General features: G+C 33.1%; 13 protein-coding genes and 1 tRNA gene. 6 read left to right on the forward strand and 8 right to left on the reverse strand.

The window, feature by feature from the left end; translation table 11 throughout:
• Positions 1-12 precede the first annotated feature (12 nt).
• The 7 genes from ACE3PD_RS06575 to ACE3PD_RS06605 form a co-directional block, all read right to left on the reverse strand.
• On the reverse strand, positions 13-453 hold the full coding sequence (locus ACE3PD_RS06575) for a MarR family winged helix-turn-helix transcriptional regulator (RefSeq protein ID WP_374400753.1): 441 nt from the start codon (positions 451-453) through the stop codon (positions 13-15).
• 130 nt (positions 454-583) lie between these two features.
• A complete protein-coding gene (locus ACE3PD_RS06580) occupies positions 584-2,353 on the reverse strand; it encodes a long-chain fatty acid--CoA ligase (protein ID WP_374400755.1) in 1,770 nt (589 codons plus the stop codon).
• Positions 2,354-2,476: 123 nt separating this feature from the next.
• Positions 2,477-3,331, reverse strand: a complete 855-nt coding sequence (locus tag ACE3PD_RS06585; protein WP_374400757.1) for an EamA family transporter — start codon at positions 3,329-3,331, stop codon at positions 2,477-2,479.
• A gap of 76 nt (positions 3,332-3,407) precedes the next feature.
• Positions 3,408-7,085 (reverse strand): phosphoribosylformylglycinamidine synthase, encoded by a 3,678-nt coding sequence (gene purL, locus ACE3PD_RS06590; RefSeq protein ID WP_374400759.1) that lies wholly within the window; start codon positions 7,083-7,085, stop codon positions 3,408-3,410.
• 172 nt (positions 7,086-7,257) lie between these two features.
• Positions 7,258-7,956: a hypothetical protein gene (locus tag ACE3PD_RS06595; protein WP_374400761.1), complete on the reverse strand. Its 699-nt coding sequence runs from the start codon at positions 7,954-7,956 to the stop codon at positions 7,258-7,260.
• On the reverse strand, positions 7,956-8,636 hold the full coding sequence (locus ACE3PD_RS06600) for a hypothetical protein (protein WP_374400763.1): 681 nt from the start codon (positions 8,634-8,636) through the stop codon (positions 7,956-7,958). The genes ACE3PD_RS06595 and ACE3PD_RS06600 overlap by 1 nt, the downstream gene beginning before the upstream one ends.
• A 133-nt stretch (positions 8,637-8,769) precedes the next feature.
• Complete coding sequence (locus ACE3PD_RS06605) at positions 8,770-10,314, reverse strand: hypothetical protein (protein WP_374400765.1); 1,545 nt, start codon at positions 10,312-10,314, stop codon at positions 8,770-8,772.
• A gap of 134 nt (positions 10,315-10,448) precedes the next feature.
• Here ACE3PD_RS06605 and ACE3PD_RS06610 point away from each other — a divergent pair, with 134 nt between their 5' ends.
• From ACE3PD_RS06610 to ACE3PD_RS06625, 4 genes are all read left to right on the forward strand, one after another.
• Complete coding sequence (locus ACE3PD_RS06610) at positions 10,449-10,874, forward strand: PaaI family thioesterase (protein ID WP_374400767.1); 426 nt, start codon at positions 10,449-10,451, stop codon at positions 10,872-10,874.
• Complete coding sequence (locus ACE3PD_RS06615; RefSeq protein ID WP_374400769.1) at positions 10,874-11,902, forward strand: isochorismate synthase; 1,029 nt, start codon at positions 10,874-10,876, stop codon at positions 11,900-11,902. The genes ACE3PD_RS06610 and ACE3PD_RS06615 overlap by 1 nt, the downstream gene beginning before the upstream one ends.
• A gap of 155 nt (positions 11,903-12,057) precedes the next feature.
• The gene (bshB1, locus tag ACE3PD_RS06620; RefSeq protein WP_374400770.1) at positions 12,058-12,774 is read left to right on the forward strand and encodes a bacillithiol biosynthesis deacetylase BshB1; all 717 of its coding nucleotides are present in this window, start codon (positions 12,058-12,060) and stop codon (positions 12,772-12,774) included.
• A 131-nt stretch (positions 12,775-12,905) separates the two neighbouring features.
• Positions 12,906-12,981, forward strand: a tRNA-His gene (locus tag ACE3PD_RS06625).
• Between the two features lie 56 nt (positions 12,982-13,037).
• On the opposite strand, the gene ACE3PD_RS06630 is transcribed toward ACE3PD_RS06625, so the two are convergent.
• The gene (locus tag ACE3PD_RS06630; protein ID WP_374400772.1) at positions 13,038-13,964 is read right to left on the reverse strand and encodes an SIMPL domain-containing protein; all 927 of its coding nucleotides are present in this window, start codon (positions 13,962-13,964) and stop codon (positions 13,038-13,040) included.
• Between the two features lie 159 nt (positions 13,965-14,123).
• Between ACE3PD_RS06630 and ACE3PD_RS06635 the strand changes: the two genes are divergently transcribed.
• On the forward strand, positions 14,124-15,023 hold the full coding sequence (locus ACE3PD_RS06635; RefSeq protein ID WP_374400774.1) for a hypothetical protein: 900 nt from the start codon (positions 14,124-14,126) through the stop codon (positions 15,021-15,023).
• The gene (locus ACE3PD_RS06640) at positions 14,989-15,567 is read left to right on the forward strand and encodes a hypothetical protein (protein WP_374400776.1); all 579 of its coding nucleotides are present in this window, start codon (positions 14,989-14,991) and stop codon (positions 15,565-15,567) included. The genes ACE3PD_RS06635 and ACE3PD_RS06640 overlap by 35 nt, the downstream gene beginning before the upstream one ends.
• The last annotated feature ends 187 nt before the right edge of the window (positions 15,568-15,754 follow it).

The raw sequence follows: 15,754 nt of genomic DNA on the forward strand, positions 1-15,754 counted from the left end.
AGGTTTGTTGTTTTATTTGTCGTTATAGATTTTTTTGTCTGCAATCAATTCGTTTATGATTTCGGCAACTTCCATAAAGTGTTGTAGTTTTTCTTCACTTATATGTTGCTTTACCGTTTCATTAAAACGAAGTACGGTTTCTTTAGAAAGTTCTCTTTTTTCTTTCCCATCTTTGGTTAAATGGATAATAACACCTCTTCCATCAGTTGGATTTTTTTTTCGTGCAATTAATCCTCTTTCTTCCATTGATTTTAGTGTTCTAGTTAAGCTTGTAGCTTCCATTCCCATTTTTGGTCCTAAAGTTGTAGATGGTGAACCATTTTCTCTATCAATACTTAAAAGTGCAAAACCTGTTGCCATTGTAGCATTATATTTAGCAGCTTCTTCGTTGTACATTCTGGCAACTGCTTGCCAAGTTGCTCTGAGTATATAGTCTATTGTTTTATCTTTCATAGAATGAATTACTATCTAAACTTTTTCAAATATAAAAAAAAATACTATGCATGCATAGTATTTTTAACATTTTTTGCAAAATTTAACATTTTAAAAAAGTAAAACCCACTTAACGTGGGCTTTACCGTTTTTATCCGTAAATTTTCTGATATAAGTCGGAATATCTTTCTTTGATAATTTTGCGTCTTAATTTCATGGTTGGTGTCAAGTGACCTGCATCGATTGACCAAACCTCTGGTGTAAGTTCGAAACGTTTTACTTTTTCCCAATTTCCAAATTTTTCATTACAATGGTCAATTTCTTCTTGAATTCTGTCGATAACCATTTTATTAGCACATAATTCTTCATTGGTATTGAAATTAAGATTATGTCTTGTTGCCCATTCTCTAACGAATTCAAAATTTGGTTGAATGAAAGCTGCTGGCATTTTTTCGCCATCACCAATAACCATAATCTGCTCAATAAATCTAGATTGTTTGAAAGTATTCTCTAAAATTTGAGGTGCAACATATTTTCCACCTGACGTTTTGAACATTTCTTTTTTACGATCAGTAATTTTTAGGAAGCCATCTGAATCAATTTCACCAATATCTCCAGTGTGGAAATAACCATCTTTTAATACTTCAGATGTTTGTGTTTCGTCTTTGTAATACCCAATCATAACATTAGGACCTTTGCATAAGATTTCGCCGTCTTCTGCAATTTTAACTTCAACTCCGTCTAATACTTTTCCAACGGTTCCTACTCTAAAACCTCCATTTCTCATGTCGTTTACAGAAATTACAGGAGAAGTCTCAGTTAAACCATAACCTTCCATAACTGGAATATTAGCCGCACAGAAAACTTTTGTTAAACGAGATTGTAACGCAGCACTTCCCGAAACTAGTAATTCTAATTCGCCACCTAAACCTTCTTGCCATTTAGAGAAGATTAATTTGCGAGCTATTTTCAATTTGAATTCGTAGAAAGCTCCATTTTGTTTATATGGTTTGTATTCCATACCTAAATTTAATGCCCAAAAGAAAAGTGCTTTTTTAATTCCTGTTAAATCGGCTCCTTTAGCATAAATTTTGTCATAAACTTTTTCTAATAAACGAGGTACAACCGACATTACATGTGGTTTTACTTCTTTTAAATTATCTGAAATTTTCTCAATACTTTCAGCGAAGTAAATAGAAATACCATAATATTGGTATAAATAGGTCAACATTCTTTCGAAGATGTGACAAATAGGTAAGAAGCTTAAAGCTCTTGTGTCACCAGCTCTTAATGGAACTCTAGGCGCACTCATTAACACATCTGAAACGATATTTTGGTGTGATAACATTACACCTTTTGGTCTTCCTGTTGTTCCTGAAGTATAAATAATTGTTGCCAAATCAGTTGTAGCAACATTATTTTTACGGTCTTCAACTACATCTTGATTAGAATCATCAGTACCTAATTCTAAGATTTCTTTCCAATTTTTGCATCCTGTAATATCATTATAAGAATACACTTCTTTTAATGAAGGAACATTGGCTTTAATACTTTGTAACTTTTCATATACTTCATCATCGGAAACAAATACATACTGCGATTCGGAGTGATTTAAGATATATTCATAATCTTCAGCTGAAATTGTAGGATACATTGGAACAGTTTGCGCTCCTGTTTGTAATACACCAATATCTGTGATATGCCATTCTGTTCTGTTGTTAGACGAAATGATAGCAATTTTATCATTTTTATTTACGCCTAAACGAAGTAAACCTCTTGAAATAGCGTTGGCTTTGTCTAAATATTCTTGAGTAGATGTTTTAATCCACTGACCGTCATATTTTGTAACTAAAGCATCCTTTAAATTATACTTTTCTAATTGATGATAAGGAAAGTCAAATAAGCGTGTAATATTGTTCATAATTCGCAATTATTATTTTATGCAAATTATAAAAATAAAATTAATTATACAATTTTTTAAATTATTGATAATCTTGTAATTAGAATTTTAACAAAAATAAAATACTATGCTTGCCTACTAATTTTACATTAATTGAGAAAGCGTAATGAAAATTATAGAAATGATTGCTAATAGGATACCAAAATAGTTCCATTTGGTCATTTTTTCTTTGAATATTAAGATTCCAGCGAAACTTCCTAAAATAATTACGCCCATATTCATCCCTGCAAATACTGTTGAAGGATTTTCGGATAAAGCTTTGTGCGCTTTTAAATAGAATAAAATGTTTCCAAAATTTAAAATTCCTAAAGCCAATCCCCAAAGTATGTTTTTTGATTCTAATTTTTCTTTTTGAACCAGAATTTTTCCAATTAGAAATAAAAACGAAATTAAAAAAGCACCACAAAAAATTATGAATAAGGAAGTTGTAAAACTAAAATCTTTAAAAACGGCAACTTTCTTAAACAAAATGTCAATGATTCCAAATCCCAGTAAAACCAATAAAGGATAAACCCAATTATCCGATTTACTTTCTGATTTTTTATTCAAGGTGAAGAATATAGCAGAAAATCCAATGATGAAACCAAAAATTTTCAGTTGACTAAACGTTTCATTAAATAAAAAGTAAGAAGCGGTTAACGGAATAAATAACGATAATCTTTGGGCAATATCGGTTTTTACGATTCCGACTTCTTTAATAGATTTGGCTTGAATTAAAAATACAATTGGTAATAAAATAGCTAATCCTAAGAAAAGCGTATAAGGAATCGTTTTTTCTTTGAAAGTTAATTCGGGTTGGAAAGTTAAAAAGGTGAGGAGTAAAGCCGAAAAATAATTAAACGTAATGATTTGAAAAATATTCAATTGAAATCGTTTGGCTACTTTTAGAAATATCCCAACAGTTACACTACAAATTACGCTTAAAATGACAAACCACATCGTTATTTAATTTTACACAATAGTACAAAAAAAGCATCTTAATTAAAAGATGCTTTTTTATAAAAGTTTGGATAAATTATTTTTTATTCTCAATCCATTTTCTAGCATTTACAAATGCTTCTAACCATGGAGAAACTTCGTCTTTTTGACCTCTTTCTGGATAATGTGCCCAGTTCCAAGGGAAAGTTGAACGCTCAATGTGTGGCATCATTACTAAATGTCTACCAGTAGTATCACACATCATAGCCGTGTTGAAATCAGAACCATTTGGATTGGCTGGATAACCTTCGTAAGCGTATTTCGCTACAATATTATATTTATCTTCTGAATAAGGTAATTTGAATTTTCCTTCTCCGTGTGAAATCCATACTCCTAAAGTTGTTCCTTCCAGTGTTGATAACATCACCGAATTATTCTTCTGAACTGTTACCGAAGTAAAGCCACTTTCGTGTTTGTTCGAAGTGTTGTGGTGCATTTTTCCATGAACTTCGTGTTCTGGATTGATCAATTCTAATTCCATTAATAACTGACAACCATTACAAATCCCAACAGAAAGCGTGTCTTCGCGTTTGTAGAAGTTTTTCAATGCGGTATTGGCTTTTTCGTTGTATAAAAATGCTCCAGCCCAACCTTTAGCCGAACCTAAAACATCTGAATTCGAGAATCCTCCAACAGCTCCAATGAATTGAATGTCTTCCAGAGTTTCTCTTCCCGAAATTAAATCGGTCATGTGTACATCTTTTACATCAAATCCTGCTAAATACATAGCATTTGCCATTTCACGTTCTGAATTACTTCCTTTTTCACGAATAATTGCTGCTTTTGGTCTTGAACCAACAGGAGCAATGTCACCCTGAGCTTGTCGAAGGGTTCCATCAAAATGTGAAGGGAAAGTAAATTCTAATTTTTGGTTTTTGTAATTATCAAAACGTGCTTGAGCCATTCCGTTTTTAGATTGTTTTGAATCTAATAGGAAAGAAGTCTTGTACCAAGTATCTCTTAAAGTTGCAATACTGAATGTTAAACTATCTTCACCGTTGATAATCGTAAAAGCATCGCCATCTATAGCCGAACCAATTTTGAAAATTTCAATATTATGTTGTGCGAAGGTTGCTTCCACTTCAGCATTCGCTTGGAAAACAACTCCGATGTTCTCATTAAATAAAGCTTTAACCGTATCTTTTTCTCCTAAAGAAGTCAAGTCGATTAACGCTCCTAATTTATCATCAGCAAAACACATTTCTAATAAAGTTGTGATTAAACCACCACTTCCAATATCGTGTCCAGCTTTAATTTTTCTGTCTTTAATTAAATCTTGTAAAACGTTGAATGCTTTTTTGAAGAATTCCGAGTTTTGAATTTTTGGAACATCATTTCCAATTTTATTCAACACTTGCGCAAATGAACTTCCTCCTAATTTAAACGAATCTTGTGATAAGTTGATGTAGTAAATGTTTCCGCCGTTTCTTTGTAAAACTGGTTCCACTACTTTAGTAATGTTTGAACAATTTCCAGCTGCTGAAATAATAACCGTTCCTGGCGCAATTACTTCGTCATTTGGATATTTTTGTTTCATTGAAAGTGAATCTTTTCCGGTTGGAATATTGATTCCCAATTCAATTGCAAAATCCGAACAACCTTTTACTGCTTCGTATAAACGAGCGTCTTCACCTTCATTTTTACAAGCCCACATCCAGTTGGCTGATAATGAAACCGATTGTAAGCCATCTTTCAATGGTGCCCAAACTATATTTGATAACGCCTCAGCAATAGCAGTTCTTGAACCCGCAACAGGATTTACCAAAGCCGAAATAGGCGAGTGCCCAATCGAAGTCGCAATTCCTTCTTTCCCTTTGAAATCTAATGCCATAACTCCGACATTGTTCAAAGGTAATTGTAATGGACCCACGCATTGTTGTTTTGCTACACGTCCGCCAACACAACGGTCCACTTTGTTGGTTAACCAATCTTTACAAGCTACGGCTTCTAATTGTAAAACTTGACTTAAATAGCTTGATATATTTTCTTTTGAATATTCTAAATCTGAATAATTGGTTGCAACGGTTTTATCCGTCATAATCGTTTTTGGCGAACTTCCGAAGAAGTCTTCCAAAGCATAATCCATTGGTTTTAAACCTGTTGATTTTGATTCAAAGGTAAATCTATGGTCGTTAGTTACGTCACCCACTTGATACATTGGAGAACGCTCTCTGTCGGCAATTCTTTGTAAGGTTTCAATGTCTTTTTCACCAATAACTAATCCCATTCTTTCTTGTGATTCGTTTCCGATGATTTCTTTTGCAGAAAGAGTAGGATCACCAACAGGTAATTTGTCTAAATCAATCAATCCTCCAGTATCTTCCACTAATTCAGAAAGACAGTTCAAATGTCCACCCGCACCGTGATCATGAATCGAAACAATCGGATTGTTATCACTTTCTACCAAACCACGTATAGCATTAGCCGCACGTTTTTGCATTTCTGGATTCGAACGTTGGATAGCATTTAATTCAATTCCTGAACCAAAAGCACCTGTATCTGCAGAAGAAACCGCAGCACCGCCCATTCCAATTCTATAATTTTCTCCACCTAAAATAACGATTTTATCGCCAGCCGTAGGTTTCTTTTTAATCGCTTGATCTAATTTTCCGTAACCAATTCCACCCGCTTGCATGATAACTTTATCGTAACCAATTTTACGATTGTTTTCTTCATGTTCGAAAGTCAGAATAGAACCCGTAATTAATGGTTGCCCAAATTTATTTCCAAAATCAGAAGCTCCGTTTGAGGCTTTAATCAAAATATCCATTGGTGTTTGGTACAACCATGGTCTTTCTGCCATTCCGTTTTCCCATGGACGCGTTTCTTCTAAACGAGAATAAGACGTCATGTAAACGGCAGTTCCTGCTAAAGGTAACGAACCTTGTCCACCTGCTAAACGATCACGAATTTCTCCTCCAGAACCAGTTGCAGCTCCGTTGAATGGTTCAACGGTTGTAGGGAAGTTGTGTGTTTCTGCTTTTAATGAAAGAACTGAATCAAATTCCTTTTCTTGATAGAAATCAGGTTTGTCAGCGCTTTTTGGGGCGAATTGTGTTACTTTCGGACCTTTTACAAAAGCTACGTTATCTTTATAAGCGGAAACAATATCGTTTGGATTGGTTTCTGATGTTTTCTTAATTAATTTGAATAAAGAAGTTGGTTTTTCTTCTCCATCAATCACAAATGTTCCATTGAAAATTTTATGACGACAGTGTTCTGAATTTGCTTGTGAGAAAGCAAAAATTTCAGAATCAGTTAACTTTCTACCTAATTTCGTAGAAAGGTTATTCAAATATTCAACTTCTTCTGGACTTAGTGCTAAACCTTCTGATTTATTGTAAGAGTCAATATCTTCAATATCCAAAATGGGTTCTGGTTGGATATTGATGGTGTAAATTTCTTGATTTAACTCCGAAAACTTTTGCGAAAGCATTGGGTCGAAATCAGTAAAATCGGCAGCTACTTTTTCAAATTCCTCAATACGAATGATGCCTGAAATTCCCATGTTTTGAGTAATTTCTACAGCATTTGTACTCCAAGGAGTAATCATAGCGGCACGTGGTCCAACAAAAAAATCCGACAATACGGATTTTTCTATTTTATGTGCGTTGCCAAAAAGCCAATTTAATTTGTTGATGTCTTCTGATGAAATCTCGTTTTGCGTTTGAACCGCAAAAACCGTGTTGGATTGGTTTCCGAAGAAATGAATCATTGTAGTTGTGTTTTTTATTTGTAGGGACAAGTCGCGACTTGACCGTACGTTGTGTTGTTGTTTTGAAAGTGCAAATTTATTCTAAAAAGTTAGAAGTTCAAAGTTTTAAAAGCGCATTAAACAAAAAAAGCTGTTCTTTTTTTGAACAGCTTCATTTATGTTAATTTATTTTTTATTTTAATCGAGTAATACCAATATTGATGTATTTAGCGTCTAAAGGAGTTCCATTGTTGTTTAAAACGTACTGAATCCTTATGATGTCTCCAGCATTAACCGTAATTCCTGAAGATCCACTAAATCCAAATTCGTCAACTGTAGGATTATTAACAATTCCTCTTGCTAAATAATTATACAGTAAACCGTTTTTATAAACGGCAATGATGTGTTTCACATTGCCTACAGGCAGATTTGATGTGGTTAGTCCAGCTACAATTGAGTAAACACCTGTTTTTAAAATTCGTATGGTTCCATTTCCTATAACTTCATATGTTAGGGGTTCGTTTTGAATAATATTTGCCGCATTTATTGGTAAATCGTAATAGGTGTTATTTGCTGTTGAGAGCGCATTGTTTCCAACACTAAATTCTCTATTTAAAAGGATAACATCATTGTTTACGAAAAACATACTTTGCCAACCAGAAGCAGTTTTTACATACATGGCATCTTCTGTGGTATTATATACTATAGAGCCATTTAATGGAGAAGGTATTGCATACATTTGAGCTCCTGTCATTCTTGGAGGAACAAAAGTTTGAGTTGAACTTTCTAGTTCTAATATAGAGCTAGAACTGGGAGTTGTAGTTCCTATTCCAACTTGAGCGTATGTAACTAATGAGTTGATGATTAGTAAAAAAGTAATAATTTTTTTCATTATCTTAGTTTTGTGATGTTATAGGTTACTATCGCAATGGTTTTGGTTGTCCCGTTTTCATTCAAAAAATAGCGTAAATCAAAAACATCATTTGCATTCGCATTTATCATAATTACACCATTTCCGCCCCAGTAATCGTTAGAAGGGAAATTAAAACTCGTAGCAGAAAGATTTCCTACTGCAATATTATTTTTATAAAGTTTTAGATAAAATTTTTTATTACCAGCATTCAAATTTGAGGTACTTAAAGTCGAAGCAAATAAATAAATTCCATCTTTCAGAATAGTTACTCTACCATTAGTATTATTAACACTGAAAACGGCAGGGTCATTTTCTACTATATTGCTATTGTTCAAAGGAAGTTGAAACTCGCTTGTAGTTGAGGTTGTAAATGTCCCTGAGTTACGTCTCAGAAAAAGAGAGGGAGTTCTGTTACTTTCAAATTTTGTCCATACATTATTGATATATACGTATGGTATTTGTTCTGTAACATTAAAAACAAACGAACCCTCTAGGGGATTAGAAATGGCGTTCATCTCTGATGTAGTAACTCGCGTAGTGACAAATGCTTGATTAGAACTCTCTAATTTGAGTAATACACTTGGCTCAATCGTCGTTGTTCCTATACCTACTTGGGCAAAGCTGTTTGTGAGTAATAAAAAAAAGAATAAAAATTTCATAAGAAAAATTAAGGTGTAAAATTAACCATAATAATTCAGATTGAAATTTTAGGAAGATGTTGGGATTGCAAATATAAGCAATAATTGCAAATATAAGCAATAATCAAAAGGAATTTATTTTTTTAACGTTTGTTTAATCAAACACAATAAAATTATAAGCTCCCATATCGGATGGATTAGTTCTTTCTTCATTTAAAATATCAAATGTTCCGCTTGAAAAAGTGAAATTTGCTGTTCCTCTTGCTGCAGAATTCGATCCAATTTGCAATTCATTATTCGTTGGATTTTTAAATTCTGGGCGGTTTATTGTTGAATTTGTGGCAATTAAACAATTTAGATAATTGGAACCAGAAGCAGGATACAAAGAATCATTTTGGAATTGGTTATTGAAATCAGCAAATTTAATCAAACAATTTTCAAAAGAATTATTGAATGTTGTTCCTTCTTTTTTTAATGAAATTCCTAAATTACTTGAGCCGTAAATAATACAATTTTTGAAATTTGCACTTTCTAAAGGGGTTGGAACATTATTAATTGAATCATCACTTAAAACAACACAAGTTTGGTTTGGTCTTGGCCAATAATTGGCAAACGTACAATGTGTAAAATCATAAGCGCCACCAAAAGTTCCTGCAAATGCTGTTTCACCACAATTGTTAATCACTACATTTTGTCCTGTTATTTTTCCTGTTCTTGCCAAAATCCCCACGTTGGAACAGTTGTAAACTTGAACATTATTTAAGGTTAATGAAGGATTTGCTGTTCCATCATTTCCTGTTACGAGCATACCAACGGTGGCGTTTTTTACGGTTAAGTTAGAAAGTATATTATTCGTACTTCCTTGTGTGAACCAAATCGTTCCCCATTGTCCAGGCGTTTCTGAAAATCCAGGTTCTAGTCGATCACCTTCAAAAATTACTTGATTTTGAATAGTGCCATTGACTTGCAGTGAGGCATTATTAGCAACTATCAATCCTGATTCAGCATGAAAATGAATTCTTGCTCCAGGATCCACAACTAGCGTTTTATTGGAAGGAACTGCTGCATATCCATAAATAACGTAAGGTTTTGTATTGGTCCAATGCAATTCATTTCCATTCATTGGGTTTGTTTCTTCTAAAAATCGGCCTCTTATTGTAATTGGGTCGCCATTACCATCCACTCCTAAATTTAATTCATCGTAAGTATATGATTCATCAGGGTTTTGAACTCTACCTGGATAAATAAAATAGGCATCTTGAATCAAAGTTACCAATTCTACTTTTTGGTGGTTTGGATTAGATTCTTCTCCAAATAATATTTTATCAGTATATAGAAAATCAGTTGGATTTGCATCGGCAACTTCAGCAGTAACAGAAACAAAAATATACATACTATCTTTTGCCAATATTTCTACATTTTCAAAAATTTGACCTGCCATTCCATCTACCATTAATCGGTACTTAGAAGCCGTTCCTTCTTTTAATCTAAGTGATGGAATCGAAATATTTTTATCACTTCTATTATAAACTTTTAAAGTGTAAGTACTTGAGCCTATGTTAGTAAACACAGTGTCTAAATAAACAGTGTCTTTAGAAAATTCTAAGCCACCAGTTCTTGATTCAAAATCAAAATCGTTTCGACATGAAGTTAATGAAACAGCAAATCCAATTAATATTAAAAGTAATAAACGACGCATGTATTGTTAATTTTTGTAAATGTAATTATTAATTTTAAATATATAAAAACAAAAACAGATTAAAATATCTATCAAAACGTTAAATCAGTTGAATTATTCTCTTCGGAATGCTTAATTTTACCAAAAATAAAGTTATGATGTTTGATAGAGAAAAAATGTTGCAATTGTGTAACGATTGGAGCAAAAATACTTTAATGAATACCTTAGATATTGTTTACACCGATGCTGGTGAAGATTTCTTAACTGCTACAATGCCAGTAAATCCGAGAGTTCACCAACCGATGGGATTATTACACGGTGGTGCAACAGTTGCATTAGCTGAAAGCGTAGGAAGTGCCGCTTCGTTAATGTTTGTAAATCCAGAAAAACAAGAAGTTCGTGGTATCGAAATTTCAGCAAATCATTTGAAAAGCAAGCGCGAAGGAATGGTTACGGCTACCGCTAAAATCATTCATAAAGGTGCAAGTTTGCATTTATGGGAAATTAGAATCGTGGACGAAGAAGGAAAGTTAATTTCGCTTTGTAAATTAACCAATATGGTATTATCGAGAAGACAATAATGCAAGTTTTTGAAGAAATAAATACACTTTTATCAGCACAATATCCCTTTGTTTGCTATGTAAAACCAAATGAAAACGTTTGGAATTTACTTGTACAACAAAATGAAGAACTAGTTGAATTTAGCAATCAATCGGGATTTGTATTTATGCCTTTTCATGATGGGAAACAAGTAGTAATTCCGTTTCAAGGAAATTCCTATTCGCAAGGAAATCTTGAAAATTTAGAAAAGAAACCAACTGAAAATTTCACTTCTGGATATGATCAAAAAGCAACTTTTGAGAATTTAGTTTCCGATGGAATTACTGCAATTCGAAAAGGTGATTTCGATAAAGTAGTTTTATCTCGAAAAATTGTTCTAAAGGAACCAATTGCTATTATAGATTCCTTTGAAAATTTAATTTCGACTTATCCAACGGCTTTTCGCTATTTGTTTTTTCATCCGAAAGTTGGTTTGTGGATGGGAGCAACGCCTGAACAATTGGTAAAAATCAATCAAAGTCAGTTTGAAACAGTGGCTTTAGCAGGAACACAATTGTATTCGGAAAATGTGATTTGGGAAGCAAAAGAAATCGAAGAACAGCAATTTGTTACCAATTATATTATATCTAAAGTAAAAGATAAAGTTAATATCCTTATTGTTTCTGATGCTAAAACAGTTAAAGCTGGAAATTTAGCGCATTTAAAATCGTTTATTTCGGGTGAATTAACTCCTGGTTTTAAAGCGAATGATTTGATTAAAGCGTTACATCCAACACCTGCCGTTTGTGGTTTACCTAAAGAAAAAGCAATCGATTTTATTCTTAAAAATGAAGGTTACAAGCGAAAATATTACGCGGGTTTTTTAGGTGAATACAATAAAGACAATCAAACCGATTTATTCGTAAATTTACGCTGTTTAGAAGTAGAAAATGATATTGTGAATATTTACGTAGGTTGTGGCATTACAAAAGACAGCAATCCTGAAAAGGAATTCATTGAAACAGAAAATAAATCGATGACGATGCGAAATGTTTTAGTTTCAAAGTAAAGAATGAAACACATAGTCACATAGGAAAATTTGAAAGGCATTGTATTTTAAATAGTTCGCATAGAAATCTATGTAAACTATGTAGAGTGAAACGACTAAAATAAGCACAAAGAAAATCTATGATTCTATGTGTTTAAATATATAAAAGTTTAAAAATGAAATTAGACATATTAGCTTTTGGAGCGCATCCAGATGATGTAGAATTAGGTTGTAGTGGTACTATTGCCAAAGAAGTTAGCCTTGGTAAGAAAGTCGGGATTATCGATTTAACTCGTGGTGAGTTAGGAACTCGTGGTTCGGTTGAAATTCGTAATTCAGAATCGGCTAAGGCATCTGAAATTTTAGGAGTTGTGGTGCGTGAGAATTTAGATATGCGTGATGGTTTTTTCGTTAATGATGAAGCACATCAATTGAAAGTAATCGAAATGATTCGCAAATACCAACCTGAAATTGTGTTGTGCAATGCGATTACTGACAGACACATCGATCACGGAAAAGGAAGTAAATTGGTAAGCGATGCCTGTTTTTTATCAGGTCTGCGACAAATTAAAACCGAGTTAGATGGCGAGGCACAAGAAGCTTGGCGACCAAAAGTAGTGTATCATTACATCCAATGGCAAATTATCGAACCTGATTTTGTGGTGGATATTTCAGAATTCATGAATAAAAAAATGGAATCTGTCTTGGCTTATAGTTCACAATTTTATGATCCAAAATCGAATGAACCGGTTACGCCAATTGCTTCTAAAAACTTTTTAGATAGTATAAATTACCGCGCTCAAGACCTTGGAAGGCTAGTAGGAGTAGATTATGCCGAAGGTTTTACAACGGAAAGATATTTGGCAGTCAATAGCTTAGGTGATTTGAAATAAAATTGGTGTAATTTTTTGCAAAAAATGTTTGTAGAAGTATAGAATTACACTATATTTGCACTCGCAAATGAAGCTATGCGAATTCGGTGAACTCCAAAATTCAATTATAATCATTGTGAACCAAAACAAATGGTGATTGTAGCTCAGTTGGTTAGAGCGTCGGATTGTGGTTCCGAAGGTCGCGGGTTCGAGACCCGTCTTTCACCCTTAACATTGGAAAGCCCTGAAGTAATTCAGGGCTTTTTTTATTCTACAAACTTTCCTTAAATCGAAGTATCAATTTTATACGTCATCGTAAGTGTCAATACATATTGAATACCGACTTCCGTTTGGTTAGGATTGATGACTTTGTCAAAACCAGCACTGGAAATTCCGTCGTAGTAGAAGGTTTTGTTTTTTCGGGCGATTTTCTTTAGGTATTGGTTGCGGTTGTTGTAATTAGTTTCAATTTCTGCCGATTCAAAAGCTTGGTACATTTTGTATTGTGTTTTTGGGAAAACCGTTGCAAATTCTTCAGTAGCGCTTGGTGTTCCAATTACTCGCTTTCCAAACGATTTCATGTATCTGATTTTTTTTGCTTCGGCTAAAACCAAAGCTTCATCAAAAAGCGAATTGTGAATCGCATTGGTATCATTATTAAAATATTCGACTTTTATAATATCGTGAATTTCAAAATCGGAAGCTATCGCAATTAATTTTTCCAAACTATTGGCATTGGAAGTCGTAATAATGATGTTCTTTTTAATTTCAAAACCCTTGTCAATTTGCTGCGCGGTTTCTAAATTAGCATTGAAATCATAAATTTTGGTTTGCGAAATAAAATCGATGTAGCAGTTTTCTTTTTTGATTCCCAACGCTTTAATTTTGTCTAAAAAGCCATCAATTCGGGTATTTATTTTTTTACTGCAACCTGAAACCGTTTCATCTTCTTGATTTAATCCCAGTGTAATGACAAATCCGTCGGCTTTTTTATTAAGTAGCATTTTTACAGTAACGGTTAAATGATTGTCGTTGATAGAAACAACTGTGTTATTGGGCAAAACATTTTGATTGTAATTGTTCTCGTTGTAGCGATTATTTCCATAAATTTGATTTCCGCTAATTTGAGCTTGAGCCACACTAAAAGTCAATACTAAAGCTAAAATAATCCAGTTAATTTTTCCGTTTAAATAAGATACTTGTGTTTTCATAATTTTTATTTTTAAAGATTTGACTGCAATAGTACTTTCGAAAAAAGAAAAACGTTTGGTAAAACTACTTTTCTGTTGCTGTAAAGTTTTTTCGCTACATTTACAGTGGTTTTACAGTAAATAAAAATTCGCAATCAGTTACTTTTGACCCAAATAAACATGAATCCATTAGACGTATTTCAACAACTTAAAAACGATGTGCTTTTGACCTATCAGAAGCAGTATCCTTATTTTGAGGGAAATTGGAAAACGTTTAGTTCGCAAGACATTCAAAATTTAATCGATTTGATTGCCGTTCAAGTAAAACAAACGGTTAGCGAAAAATGGATTTACACACATTTGAAAGTCGAAACCAACGATAAATTGCCACGAAAAGATATGTTGGATATTTTATCGCAATTGGTCGGTTATTCGGGTTGGGATGAATATGTGTTTAAATGGAAACAAGAAGTGGTTCCGATTGTGGCTCAACCCAAACGAAATAATAAGGTTGTTTTCAGTGTTGGATTTATAGGTTTGTTTTTGATGGGGATTTTTATTTATCGCTATTTGAATAGGGAAGAAGTGCAAACCATTCCCGTAAAAAATGCCTTTACCGAAGAACAAATCAACAGTGAAGAAGTGAAAGCGGTAATGATTGAAAATGATGTAGAAACACCAATTGAAATTGTAGATTCAAAAATTCAAATTACGGCAAAGGAAAGTGCTAAGATTGTATTGAAGAGTCCGTATTATAAAGACAAAACGGTTGTTTTAGGAAAGGAAAATCCAAACGAAATCAACTTACAACCTGATGATTATGCGATGATGTTGAAAGGTTTTATGAAATCGGATATTAAAGATTGGGAAACCCGAAAAGAGCAATTGCAAAAGATTTTAGCCGATGATTTAGAAGTTTTGGTGATGTTGAAAAATGATTTGGGAATTGAATATTTCAACAAACAAGAGTTTTCAGAAAAGTTGATTGTTCCCAGTGTTGCTTTGAAGCGAATGAAAGTGATTGACATTCAAAGCAATGATAAGAATGAGATTAAATTTATACGAATTATACAAGAATAAGATGTTTACTAGAAGTTGTATTTTTATGTTTTTATTATTTACATTTTGCGTGTTCGGACAAAATGTGAATACGCCTGCGTCATCGGCAATAAAGGCAAATTTTACAATGGCTTCGGTAAAAGCCTACCAGGAAAGCGCGACATTAAAAGTGGAAGACTATTACCAATATTTGACTTTATTATCAAGTGAATCAACATCGGAAACTTTAAAAACAGAAATAAAAACTACTATTTACAGCTTATTTGAAAGCGAAAATATAAAAGTCATCGATTTTACCTCAACTGAAAATGCGACTATTTCATTGCAAGAATTGATTGATAAAATTACGAATAAGAACTTTTCATTTTCGGTTGCTAATTTTGAAAATTCTATTGTATCAACAGATTATTGGACTACGCAATACCAACTTACTGTTATGCAAAACAAAATTCCAATGGAATTTCAATATTTTCAAAAAATAGGGTTTAAACCAGTTGTAAAATCTTTTGGCACCACCAAAAAAGAAGTTTGGACCTTGTTTTTAGGAGAAGTGACGTTGCCATAGATATAACAAAAAAGCCTTGAATTTCTGAGGGCACTGAAAAACATCTACTATTTTGATTAGTGCCTTTTTTAGTCAATAAAAAAACGCTTGTAACAGGATTTTAAACATCCGTTATAAGCGTTTTTCTTTTTGCAACTGTTTTTTATTGTAGTTTGTATAAGTTTGTTTTTGGCTTTTACAGGTTGTT

Source organism: Flavobacterium sp., assembly GCF_041911335.1.
In the GTDB taxonomy this organism is placed as follows: domain Bacteria; phylum Bacteroidota; class Bacteroidia; order Flavobacteriales; family Flavobacteriaceae; genus Flavobacterium.

What these genes read in the sequence shown, in the direction of transcription:
- ACE3PD_RS06630 (WP_374400772.1), bottom strand. Translation starts at nt 13,964, where the DNA reads ATGAAAACACAAGTATCTTATTTAAACGGAAAAATTAACTGGATTATT.
- purL (WP_374400759.1), bottom strand. Translation starts at nt 7,085, where the DNA reads ATGATTCATTTCTTCGGAAACCAATCCAACACGGTTTTTGCGGTTCAA.
- bshB1 (WP_374400770.1), top strand. Translation starts at nt 12,058, where the DNA reads ATGAAATTAGACATATTAGCTTTTGGAGCGCATCCAGATGATGTAGAA.
- ACE3PD_RS06640 (WP_374400776.1), top strand. Translation starts at nt 14,989, where the DNA reads ATGAGATTAAATTTATACGAATTATACAAGAATAAGATGTTTACTAGA.
- ACE3PD_RS06600 (WP_374400763.1), bottom strand. Translation starts at nt 8,636, where the DNA reads ATGAAATTTTTATTCTTTTTTTTATTACTCACAAACAGCTTTGCCCAA.
- ACE3PD_RS06610 (WP_374400767.1), top strand. Translation starts at nt 10,449, where the DNA reads ATGATGTTTGATAGAGAAAAAATGTTGCAATTGTGTAACGATTGGAGC.
- ACE3PD_RS06605 (WP_374400765.1), bottom strand. Translation starts at nt 10,314, where the DNA reads ATGCGTCGTTTATTACTTTTAATATTAATTGGATTTGCTGTTTCATTA.
- ACE3PD_RS06615 (WP_374400769.1), top strand. Translation starts at nt 10,874, where the DNA reads ATGCAAGTTTTTGAAGAAATAAATACACTTTTATCAGCACAATATCCC.
- ACE3PD_RS06575 (WP_374400753.1), bottom strand. Translation starts at nt 453, where the DNA reads ATGAAAGATAAAACAATAGACTATATACTCAGAGCAACTTGGCAAGCA.
- ACE3PD_RS06595 (WP_374400761.1), bottom strand. Translation starts at nt 7,956, where the DNA reads ATGAAAAAAATTATTACTTTTTTACTAATCATCAACTCATTAGTTACA.
- ACE3PD_RS06635 (WP_374400774.1), top strand. Translation starts at nt 14,124, where the DNA reads ATGAATCCATTAGACGTATTTCAACAACTTAAAAACGATGTGCTTTTG.
- ACE3PD_RS06585 (WP_374400757.1), bottom strand. Translation starts at nt 3,331, where the DNA reads ATGTGGTTTGTCATTTTAAGCGTAATTTGTAGTGTAACTGTTGGGATA.
- ACE3PD_RS06580 (WP_374400755.1), bottom strand. Translation starts at nt 2,353, where the DNA reads ATGAACAATATTACACGCTTATTTGACTTTCCTTATCATCAATTAGAA.